The 10,920-nt window shown below is 34.2% G+C and carries 8 protein-coding genes and 1 pseudogene; 6 read left to right on the top strand and 3 right to left on the bottom strand.

Annotated features, from left to right (window positions below; translation table 11 throughout):
* Positions 1-120: pseudogene (locus GTZ96_RS03325) on the top strand (IS1595 family transposase); the annotation flags it as partial.
* Positions 121-144: 24 nt separating this feature from the next.
* Positions 145-1,095, top strand: coding sequence for an AbiH family protein (locus tag GTZ96_RS03320; RefSeq protein ID WP_161641161.1), 951 nt, complete (start codon positions 145-147; stop codon positions 1,093-1,095).
* A 407-nt stretch (positions 1,096-1,502) separates the two neighbouring features.
* Here GTZ96_RS03320 and GTZ96_RS03315 read toward each other — a convergent pair whose 3' ends face one another.
* Both GTZ96_RS03315 and GTZ96_RS03310 read right to left on the bottom strand, forming a co-directional pair.
* The gene (locus tag GTZ96_RS03315) at positions 1,503-2,795 is read right to left on the bottom strand and encodes an aminopeptidase P family protein (RefSeq protein ID WP_161641160.1); all 1,293 of its coding nucleotides are present in this window, start codon (positions 2,793-2,795) and stop codon (positions 1,503-1,505) included.
* 265 nt (positions 2,796-3,060) lie between these two features.
* On the bottom strand, positions 3,061-4,422 hold the full coding sequence (locus tag GTZ96_RS03310; protein WP_161641159.1) for a hydroxymethylglutaryl-CoA synthase family protein: 1,362 nt from the start codon (positions 4,420-4,422) through the stop codon (positions 3,061-3,063).
* 369 nt (positions 4,423-4,791) lie between these two features.
* Here GTZ96_RS03310 and GTZ96_RS03305 point away from each other — a divergent pair, with 369 nt between their 5' ends.
* The 4 genes from GTZ96_RS03305 (at position 4,792) to GTZ96_RS03290 (ending at position 9,133) form a co-directional block, all read left to right on the top strand.
* A complete protein-coding gene (locus GTZ96_RS03305) occupies positions 4,792-5,457 on the top strand; it encodes a succinate dehydrogenase cytochrome b subunit (RefSeq protein ID WP_161641158.1) in 666 nt (221 codons plus the stop codon).
* 12 nt (positions 5,458-5,469) lie between these two features.
* Positions 5,470-7,470 carry a fumarate reductase/succinate dehydrogenase flavoprotein subunit gene (locus GTZ96_RS03300; protein ID WP_161641157.1) on the top strand — a complete coding sequence of 667 codons (2,001 nt, stop codon included), beginning with the start codon at positions 5,470-5,472 and terminating at the stop codon, positions 7,468-7,470.
* Positions 7,471-7,523: 53 nt separating this feature from the next.
* Positions 7,524-8,270 (top strand): succinate dehydrogenase/fumarate reductase iron-sulfur subunit, encoded by a 747-nt coding sequence (locus GTZ96_RS03295; RefSeq protein WP_161641156.1) that lies wholly within the window; start codon positions 7,524-7,526, stop codon positions 8,268-8,270.
* A gap of 98 nt (positions 8,271-8,368) precedes the next feature.
* The gene (locus tag GTZ96_RS03290) at positions 8,369-9,133 is read left to right on the top strand and encodes an amidohydrolase (RefSeq protein ID WP_161641155.1); all 765 of its coding nucleotides are present in this window, start codon (positions 8,369-8,371) and stop codon (positions 9,131-9,133) included.
* Here the strand turns inward: GTZ96_RS03290 and GTZ96_RS03285 are convergent.
* A complete protein-coding gene (locus GTZ96_RS03285) occupies positions 9,130-10,743 on the bottom strand; it encodes an Ig-like domain-containing protein (protein ID WP_317168872.1) in 1,614 nt (537 codons plus the stop codon). The genes GTZ96_RS03290 and GTZ96_RS03285 overlap by 4 nt on opposite strands.
* Positions 10,744-10,920: the final 177 nt, after the last annotated feature.

Genomic DNA, 10,920 nt, shown 5'->3' with positions numbered 1-10,920 from the left:
TTTTGTTTTAGGATAAACCGTTCTCAATTTAAAACAAGTATTTTTCATAAATCCATAGAAAGAATGGTGAATGCAAAACCGATTTATCAAAAAAACATAAAACAGATATTAAGTGTATAACTCAAAAAATTAATAAGTGAATTTTTGGAAACTAATCTTTGGTATAAATATTTCAAAACTGTTTTAGAAATAGATACATGGATTGATTTTGAAATAGAAATTGAAAATATCTTAAATGAATTAAAAATTTTTAATAAATATGATGATAAAGGCGTAGTTGCAAAAAATGCCTTTCAGGATTATCTGATTGATTATACTGATTTTGATTTGTTTGATTTGATTAGCTTTATTAATCCAAGAGCCGCTTTCAAAATAAACGAAAAATATATTAATAAACGAAAAGGTTTTATTGATATTAAAAAAATGCTTGAAGATTTAGCAAAATCATTTGAAGATTTTATTAAAATTTTTAATCGCTATTTAGTTGATATTGTTAGTGTTTTTTATGCTGAAATAAAACAAAAATCAGTAATTCCATTTCATTTAATGAATGAAATTTATACTTTTAATTATACTCCTACTTTCGAGAATATTTATAATGTTGACAAATCGAAAGTGGTTTATTTGCATGGAGGAATAAATGAAGATTGTGAAAAGCAGAATTTAGTTCTTGGAATTAGCGAAATTTCAGATGAAATTAAGCGGTTTAAAGCCTACGATTTTACTAAGTATTATCAAAAAATTAAGAGAAATACTAATCAAAAATTTGTTAATTTTCCTAAAGCAAATACTTTATATGATGAAGAAACTTTTTTTTATATAGTTGGGCACTCTTTAGATAAGTCAGATAAAGAATATATTTTAGAGTTATTTAGATTTTTAGAACAAGACAAATTAAATAAATCTAAAATATGCGTTTTTTATTATGATAATAATGATAGAGATGCAAAAATTAAAAATTTGCTAAATATTGTGGAAGAGAAAATTATTTCAAGAATGAATAGAGAAAATAGACTTTGTTTTGTTGAATTGAATAATGTTAATCTTGAAAAAGAGTTTAAAGAAATTTTATATAAACATCAAGTTGTTTACTGATATTAAGATAATAATCTTGTGATATTTTGAGGAACGAGAAATCACATAAAGGTTTTTGATAATAGATTGCTTTACAAGTTCGCTTCGCTTTTGTTCTCGTTCCCTTTAATGGATAATATTGCGAGTAAAACTCCTTTAAAACGCTCTTTTACATAAACCAAAACCACCTAGTTTGTCTTTCCGACGAAGGAGGAATCTCCTCAATATTTTTCCGTCCAGATGGTGAAATTTGTAATTATAAGACATGACAATAAGCAAATAGAAATACTTTGTCGAATTACTTACTGGATGAGATTCCTCCTTCGTCGGAATGACATTTCCGAGAGTATTTGAGGTTAAAACAAAAACGGCTCACATTCCTGCAAACCGTCTATTATCTTTATTCTGTTTTCTATTCTCTAAACAAATCAAGAATTCATCAAACTCTCAATTTCCTCAACTTCAATTGGAATGTTTTTCATCAAATTGAAAGGCTTAGCTGTTGACTGAATGACTACATTGTCTTCCAGACGGATTCCGAAACCTTCTTCGGGAATGTAAATTCCGGGTTCTACGGTAAAAACCATGTTGGCTTGCATGGGTTCGGTCAGAATTCCGTAATCGTGGGTGTCGAGTCCCATGTGGTGCGAAGTGCCGTGCATGAAATATTTTTTGTAAGCCGGCCATTCCGGATTTTCGTTTTGTACGTCGGCTTTGTCTAAAAGTCCCAAACCTAATAATTCGGAAGACATGATTTTACCAACTTCTGCCTGATATTGTTTCCAGAGTGTTCCTGGTGTTAGCATTTGAGTAGCTTCATTTTTTACTTTTAAGACGGCATTGTAAACTGCTTTTTGTCTTTCGGAATAACGACCTGAAACGGGAATAGTTCTGGTTAAATCGCTGGAATAATTAGCATATTCTGCAGCAACGTCAAGCAAAATCAAATCGCCTGCTTTGCATTCTTTGTTGTTTTCGATATAATGAAGCACATTAGCGTTATTCCCCGAAGCAATAATTGGTGTATAAGCAAAACCTTTGGAACGATTGCGAATGAACTCGTGAATGAATTCGGCTTCGATTTCGTATTCCGTTACATTGGGTTTTACAAACGAAAGAATGCGTCGGAAACCTTTTTCGGTAATGTTACAGGCATGTTGAATCAAATCGAGTTCCTCTTTTTCTTTTACTGAACGAAGGCGTTGCAAAATAGGATTGCTTTTGGCAACAGCATGTGCCGGGTATTTGTCTTTCCACCATTTGATAAAACGGGCTTCGCGGGTTTCGGTTTCTACGTGCGAGCGGTAATGTTCGTTGGTGTTGATGTACATCGTATCGGTGTAGGTCATCATTTCGAACAAGACTTTTTCAAAATCCTGTAACCAATGCACGGTTTTGATTCCGGAAACAGCAAAAGCTTCGTCTTTGGTTAACTTGGCACCTTCCCAAATAGCAATTAATTCGCTGGTTTCCTTTAAGAACAATATTTCTTTTTGGTGCTCGTAAGGTGCCTCCGGACACAGCAATAAAATACTTTCTTCCTGATCGATTCCGCTTAAATAAAAGATATCGCGATGTTGTGCAAACGGCAAAGTACTGTCGGCGCTAACGGGATAAATGTCGTTTGAGTTGAAAATCGCAATACTTTTAGGCTTCATTTGAGCCGTAAATTTGCTGCGGTTTTTTATAAATAAATGGCGATCAATCTGATGGTATTTCATTTGAAAAAGTTTTGAAATACAAATCTAAACAATCCAGCTTAAAAACACTATAGCGTAGTTTGTGATAAGAGGTAAATGCGATTAAAAATATTAACCGCAGAGTTTTTAAAGGTTTTTCGCAAAGTTCACAAAGATAGCCCACGGATTGTACTGATGCTACGGATAATCATTAGTTTTAAATTCTGAAGATTCTAAAAATAGTAGTGAATTAGTTAAAAAAATATGCGAACCTGCCTGTGAGCAGACAGGTCTGCGGTGTATATTTTTAGTCAATCCATTTGTAATAACGCGCACCAATAAGATTTGGATTTTGGTTTTCGATTCGGTCTAAAATCCATTCGTTTTTTGGTGATTGAATACTTTGTTTTTGTTCTTTTTTATGAAGTTTTTCGTAAGTGTCAAAATCAATTTCGAAACTTTTCTCCAGGGTTTCAAAAAGGTTTACATTGGCTAAAGCTGCTTTCCATTCGTTCTGAATAATTCCTTCGAATACTTTTGATTTCGAACCGCTTCCGTAAGCAAGGAATCCAAAAGTGTTGCCTGCAATTTCTTTTTTCGAATCATAAAAATGAGCTAAAGTTGAAAGGAATCCCATAAAAACAGAACCTGTATATAAATTTCCAATTAGTGAAGAAGCTAATTCGGCAGGCATTAATTTTTCTTCAACAAAGTTTTTGTATTCCGGAGTTTTGCTGGTTTCCTTTAACTTATTTTGGTATTCAGCCGGGGTTTCTTCTCCTGAAATAATCGAATTTTCGGCATCCAAAGCATAGATTTCAGACAACATACGACGGCCTTGAAATGAATAAGGCAGGTGCATGATGATGCTGTTCCAGCTTTGGTATAAAGTAGCCGAAGTTTGTTTTAGCTTTTTGAATGAGAAATAAGCATTTCTGGTTCTGTCCATGTAACATTGATTCGAATATTGTCCGTCAAAAACCGGTTGGTCTTTGTGAATTTCGATTTCGGCTTCCAAATTATCAAACCAGGCTTCGTTGTTTGTGTTTCCGGTTATGGCTTCTTTTGAAATTGTTCTATGAGGTTTAAAAAAATCAAAAACGCCTTTGGTATTGGTTGCCCAATTATTTTCGAAAGCAATAATTCTTGGATTCGAGGTAATTAACATGGCTGTTGCTCCAGCACCTTGGGTGTATTCGCCAGTTGAATTCAAATCGTATTTGGCAATATCAGTAGTTACAACAATTGCTTTTTTGTTTGGATTTAATCGGATAAAGTCAATGCAATTTTGCATAGCATCAACACCGCCAATACAGGCAAAAGTAAAATCGACTACATCGCATTCGGCTAAAGTATTTTCGCCAAATTTTTGTTCCATCAAGTCAACTAAAAATGAACCAATAGGTTTTGCGTTGTCAATGCCGCTTTCGGTGCCTACATAAATACGCGCAATTTCGTTTAAGTTAATTGAGTTGTCCTGAATCAATTTGGTCAAAGCGTTTGCAGCAAAAACCACGCTGTCTTGATGTGCATCTGGCAAAGTCATTTGGATTAATCCTAATCCTTTTTCTAGTTTTTCAGGTTCTATGTTTCTGGCTTCTGCCAGTGTTTTTATGGGTAAATGTAGCTTGGCTACGTCAAATGATATTGCGTCAATTCCTGTTTTCATTTTCATTTTTTTTGAATTCACAAAGATAAAATGCCGCTTTGGAATTGCTGTTTCTTTAACTACACAAAATAGTCTGTTTTTGTGTTTTTTGTTGATTTAAAAGCATTTTATTCTAAAAATTATTAAATGTGTATTTTTTCGGCTTTTGAATGGTAATAATTAATTTGCTTTTCTTGTTATTTTTGTTAGTTTTTCCTGCTGTTTTTTATGTATAATATTGAAAATCAATGACTTATTTCTTGTTTATTATCCGTTTTTAGCAGTTTTTGGTAAAAACATTATAACGTTTCTAAATAAGAACGAAAAGGTTGTAGTTCGTTACTAATTACTCTATTTTTGTGTACTTTTTAAATTATATTCTAAAATATTATGGCAAAATCTGGATTATTGAAATCGTCAATAGCAAAAAAAGTAGCTATGGCACTTTCAGGACTTTTTTTGATGTTGTTTCTAGCACAGCATTTTTTAATCAATATGACTTCGGTAATTAGTGCCGATGTATTCAATGCGATTTCTCATTTTATGGGAACAAATCCTTTGGTTCAATTTGTTATTCAGCCGATTCTTATCGTTGGAGTAGTTTTTCACTTCATTATGGGGTTTGTTTTGGATATTCAAAACAGAAAAGCTAGACCTGTAAGTTATGCAAGTTATAATGGTGCTGCCAATGCAAGTTGGGCGTCTCGTAACATGATCATTTCAGGTTCAGTAATTTTAGCTTTCTTAGCTTTACACTTTTATGATTTCTGGTTCCCAGAGATGGTTTATAAATATGTAGAGTTTAATCCAGCTGATGAAACTCGTTATTTTCATGAGTTAGCTGAAAAATTCGTAAACCCAGTGCGTACTGGTTTATACAGTTTGTCATTTGTGTTGTTGTCTTTACACCTAAGACACGGATTTAGTTCTTCTTTCCAATCAGTAGGACAAAATAATAAATACACAAAAGGAATGAAGAATTTCGGATTATGGTTTTCTGTAATCGTTCCTTTAGGATTCGTATTTATTGCATTATTTCATCATTTCAATCATTAATATTCAATTATAATGGCATTAGATTCAAAAATTCCACATGGTCCAATTGCGGACAAATGGACAAATTATAAAGATCATATTAATTTAGTAAACCCTGCTAACAAACGTAATTTAGATATTATTGTTGTTGGAACAGGATTAGCTGGAGGTTCTGCTGCTGCTACTTTAGCAGAATTAGGATATAACGTAAAAGCATTTTGTTTTCAGGATTCACCACGTCGTGCGCACTCTATTGCAGCACAAGGGGGAATCAATGCGGCAAAAAATTATAAAGGAGACGGTGACTCAGTTTACAGATTGTTTTATGACACTGTAAAAGGAGGAGATTACCGTGCTCGTGAGGCAAACGTACACCGTTTAGCTGAAGTTTCTACTAATATTATTGACCAATGTGTGGCTCAAGGGGTGCCATTGGCTCGTGAGTATGGTGGATTGTTAGATAACCGTTCTTTTGGAGGAACTTTGGTTTCTCGTACATTTTATGCACAAGGTCAAACAGGACAACAATTATTGTTAGGAGCTTATTCTGCAATGAACCGTCAAATTGGTCGTGGAAAAATCAAAATGTACAACCGTCACGAAATGCTTGAATTAGTAATTATCGACGGAAAAGCAAGAGGGATTATCGCTCGTAACCTGGTTACCGGAGAAATCGAAAGACATTCAGCTCACGCTGTTGTTATCGGTTCTGGAGGTTACGGAAACGTTTTCTTCTTATCAACTAACGCAATGGGTTCTAATGCTACTGCAGCTTGGAAAATCCACAAAAAAGGAGCTTTCTTCGCAAACCCTTGTTATACTCAAATTCACCCAACTTGTATTCCGGTTTCAGGAGATCATCAGTCTAAATTGACTTTGATGTCAGAATCGTTACGTAATGACGGACGTATCTGGGTTCCTGCAAAATTAGAAGATGCGCAAGCTATTCGTGAAGGAAAGAAAAAAGCAACTGATTTAGCTGAAGCAGATAGAGATTATTTCTTAGAAAGAAGATATCCAGCTTTTGGTAACTTGGTTCCACGTGACGTAGCTTCCCGTGCTGCAAAAGAAAGATGTGATGCTGGTTTTGGTGTTAACAAAACAGGAGAAGCAGTTTACTTGGATTTTGCTGCAGCAATTAAACGTTATGGTACTGAAGCGGTTTATGTAAAAGGTTTAGATGCTAATGATACTAAATTAGTAACTAAACTAGGTACTGAAATTGTAAAAAGTAAATACGGGAACTTGTTCCAAATGTATTATAAAATTGTAGATGAGGATCCTTATACTTCACCAATGATGATTTACCCTGCGGTTCACTACACAATGGGTGGAACTTGGGTTGATTATAATTTGATGACTACAATTCCTGGTTGTTTCTCTATTGGAGAATCTAACTTCTCTGACCATGGAGCTAACCGTTTAGGAGCTTCTGCTTTAATGCAAGGTTTGGCTGATGGATATTTCGTATTGCCTTACACTATTGGAGATTATTTAGCTCCGGATATCAAAATGGGAGAAATTTCTACTGATAGACCTGAGTTTGATGAGGCTGAAAAAAGTGTAAAAGAATTGATCGCTAACTTTATGAATAATAAAGGAACGCATTCAGTAGACCACTTCCACAAAAAATTAGGTAAAATTATGTGGGATAAAGTAGGTATGGCTCGTAACGAAAAAGGATTAAACGAAGCTATTGTTGAAATTGCTGCTTTACGTGAAGAGTTTTATAAAGATGTAAGAGTACCTGGAACTGATAAAGGATTCAATCAAGAATTAGAAAAAGCAATTCGTGTTGCTGATTTCTTAGAATTAGGAGAATTGTTTGCTAAAGATGCTTTACACCGTAAAGAATCTTGTGGAGGTCATTTCCGTGAAGAATACCAAACCGAAGAAGGTGAGGCTTTACGTGATGACGAAAACTTTGCGTACGTAGCTGCTTGGGAATACAAAGGAAAACCAAGTGATGCTGTTTTACACAAAGAGCCATTGGTTTACGAAAACATCAAACTAGTTCAAAGAAGTTATAAATAAGAGTTAAGAGTTAAAAGCGTTTAACTCATATACTTATAACCCATAACAAAATTATGAAACTTACATTAAAAATATGGCGTCAGAAAAACGCCCAAGATAAAGGAGCAATGGTTGATTATAAAATCGACGGAATTGAACCTGATATGTCATTCCTTGAAATGCTTGACGTATTCAACGAACAACAAATCAATGCTGGTGAAGAGCCAGTAGCTTTTGACCACGATTGTCGCGAAGGAATCTGTGGAATGTGTTCTTTATTCATCAATGGAGAAGCACACGGACCAGACAGAGGAGTTACAACTTGTCAATTGCACATGCGTATGTTTAAAGATGGTGATACTATCACTATCGAGCCATTCCGTGCAGCTGCTTTCCCGGTAGTTAAAGATTTAGTGGTTGACAGAAGTTCTTTTGACAGAATCCAACACGCAGGAGGATTTATCTCAGTAAATACTTCAGGAAACACTATCGATGCAAATACAATTCCGGTAAACAAAAAAGACGCTGATGCTGCTTTTGACGCTGCAACTTGTATTGGATGTGGAGCTTGTGTAGCTACTTGTAAAAACTCTTCGGCTATGTTATTCGTTGCTGCAAAAGTTTCTCAATTTGCGCTATTGCCACAAGGTCAGGTAGAAGCGGTTGATCGTGTATTGAACATGGTAAGCCAAATGGACGATGAAGGTTTTGGTAACTGTACTAACACTGGAGCTTGTGAGGTGGAATGTCCAAAAGGAATTTCTCTGGAAAACATTGCTCGTATGAACAGAGAGTATATGTCAGCAAGTTTGAAAGGATAATATTTTTTCAATATATTTATAGAAGCGCATTCATTGATTTGAATGCGCTTTTTTGTTGGAACAAACTTTGCGTATCTTTGTGAAACAACTTTTTTTTTATGAAAATCGCACTAATTCAATCTGATTTAATTTGGGAAAACCCAAAAGCCAACCGGGATTCTTTCGAAGAAAAAATTAATGGAATAAATGAGTCTGTTAATTTGATTGTGCTGCCTGAAATGTTTTCTACAGGTTTTACAATGAATCCTGGCGCTGTTGCTGAAACGATGCAAGGCGAAACGGTGTTGTGGATGCAATCTTTGGCGAAAGCCCAAAAAACGGCTATAACAGGAAGTGTAGTTGTTGAAGAATCAGATAACTTCTATAACAGAATGTTGTTTGTTTTTCCTTCGGGGGAAATCCAGTTTTATGATAAAAGACATTTGTTTACGCTTGCGGGCGAAGAGAAAGTGTATACGGCAGGTGACCAAAAATTAATTGTGGATTATCTGGGTTGGAAAATTTGCCCAATGGTGTGTTATGATTTGCGCTTTCCGGTATTTTCCAGAAATACCGAAAATTACGATTTGCTTTTATATGTTGCGAGTTGGCCAGAAAAAAGAATCAATGCCTGGGATGCATTACTCAAAGCACGTGCAATTGAAAATATGGTTTACACTATTGGAGTAAATAGAATTGGTGTTGATGCAAATGGACATAATTATCCAGGACATTCTCAGTTGATAGATTACCTTGGTGATTATTTAGTGGCTCCAACGGAGTCAGAAAATGTTTTTATAGTTGAATTAGATCAACAAAAAATGATTTCTGCCAGACAAAAGTTGGGTTTTTTAAATGATCTAGATTCGTTTAAGTTGCTCTAGAGTTGTTTTTTCTTCTTTTTATCTTTATTATCTTTTTTGACAGGAGGAGTGTAGGGAATGCTTAAGTCGAAAGTTTGCTCAACGTCCCAGTTGGTTCTCACATCAATTTCTCCAGATAAGTAAATGACTTCTTCCGCATATTTTTTCTCCAAGTAATTTCCAGAGTCGAATCGGTTGTTTTTATTGTTGTCATAGATAGCGCGAAGTGTGAACAAGGCGGGATCTAAAAGATTGAAGTCTATTGCGGTGTCTTTTTCCAGATATTCGCTCGCGACAATTTCTCCGGTTGATTTTAGCAATTCGACAATGACAGGAAAAGATTTTACGTTTTCGAGTTTTACTTTTAAATTCCCGTATTCCGTTAATTCTTTGGTGCTAATTTGGTAGTTTAAGGTATCATTTGTGGACTCGTAAAAGTCAGTCAATGCGCCAGGTAAAATGGTAAAACTATATTTCTTAGCAGGCTCTTTTTTGAAATCTAAATATAATTTTTGGTTAAATTCATCATAGGTTTTGGTGAATTTTATCGCGGTCGAATCTCCGTCTATTAATTTGATTTTTGTTTCGTCAAATTTAATTAGAGGTCTTGAGGCTTCTAATACAAAGCGATCTTTAAAGTTGGCTGGATTTATTGAGCTGATAGTTAAGCTGTCCTTTTTTTGATTTTTGGTTTTAAGTGTAAAAACCTTTTCGAATTTATCATGAGTTATGGCTATTTTTAAAGAATCGGTTTTTAAAGGTTTGTACCAAATTTGGAGTGAATCTTTTTTAGGAAGCTTAGTTACTATACTGCTTAGTATTTCGTTGTTATTTTTTAAGGTGATTTTAGGTCTTGAATTCGTTTCGGTTAAATCTCCTTCGTAACCCATAAAAAGTTTGTTTGCTGACTCTTGAGTTGGCTTGAATGCTTTAAAAGCGCTTGTTTCTTTGAAAAGTTCTATTTCGTAAATAGTGTCATTTGGAATGCTGATAAAATCTTTTATGAATCCTATTTTTTCAGTTTTAGGATCGAATTTATTGTTTTTGTTAAGGTCTTTTAAAGCAACTAAAAAGTATTTTCCTGCTTTTAAATTTTCCAGGCGAAACGTTTTCAGGCTGTCTAAAGTGTTTGTGATGTATCTTGGACTTTCTTTGTAAATAATGGAGTCATTGAAAGTGTCGTTTACTTCATAAAGCATTACTGAAATAAAGGATTCGGCTTCCTTTTCATAAGCATATTTTACTTTTCCGCCAAGAGCTAAAGAATCGATATAGCTGCCTGTGGAAAAAACATATTTAAATTGGTTTAAAGGATTTCCTTCGTTATTATCAGTTATACTTTGTCCAAAATTAAAACTATAAGTTGTGTTGGGTTTAAGAGTGTCTTTTATTTTTATGGTAATATATTTGCTGGCAGTTGTAGGGATAATTAGTGGCTCATTTTTCATAGGAGGCGAAATCACTAATTGTTTACTTAAGGTTTTAAGGATTACAATTTCATCAAATTCTAATTTGATTTGTTTTTCGTTGAAATTGCTGCTAAAATTTTCAGGAAAACTCATTTTTAAACTAGGAGCAATGGTGTCTTTTAGTCCGCCGGTAATACTACCTCTTTTGGCACAACTTGCCATGATTATTATTAATAGTATAAAAATGTATTTTAATTTGCCTTTCAACATGTAATTTAAAATTTAGAAGTACAAAATAACGATTATAATTACTGGAATTAAAACTTTTTATGGAATTATTAAGGTTGTAAAGACGTAGAATATTTATCTTTAGAAATAGTTTTGTGCTTTGTTGTGTTT

The organism is Flavobacterium undicola (genome assembly GCF_009909155.2).
GTDB lineage: Bacteria > Bacteroidota > Bacteroidia > Flavobacteriales > Flavobacteriaceae > Flavobacterium > Flavobacterium undicola.
The sequence above is the reverse complement of the archived record's forward strand: the minus strand, read 5'-3'. Positions and strand labels throughout refer to the sequence as shown.

Coding starts and splice junctions, on each gene's coding strand:
- GTZ96_RS03315 (WP_161641160.1), bottom strand. CDS start 2,795: ATGAAATACCATCAGATTGATCGCCATTTATTTATAAAAAACCGCAGC.
- GTZ96_RS03310 (WP_161641159.1), bottom strand. CDS start 4,422: ATGAAAACAGGAATTGACGCAATATCATTTGACGTAGCCAAGCTACAT.
- GTZ96_RS03305 (WP_161641158.1), top strand. CDS start 4,792: ATGGCAAAATCTGGATTATTGAAATCGTCAATAGCAAAAAAAGTAGCT.
- GTZ96_RS03300 (WP_161641157.1), top strand. CDS start 5,470: ATGGCATTAGATTCAAAAATTCCACATGGTCCAATTGCGGACAAATGG.
- GTZ96_RS03295 (WP_161641156.1), top strand. CDS start 7,524: ATGAAACTTACATTAAAAATATGGCGTCAGAAAAACGCCCAAGATAAA.
- GTZ96_RS03290 (WP_161641155.1), top strand. CDS start 8,369: ATGAAAATCGCACTAATTCAATCTGATTTAATTTGGGAAAACCCAAAA.
- GTZ96_RS03285 (WP_317168872.1), bottom strand. CDS start 10,743: ATGGCAAGTTGTGCCAAAAGAGGTAGTATTACCGGCGGACTAAAAGAC.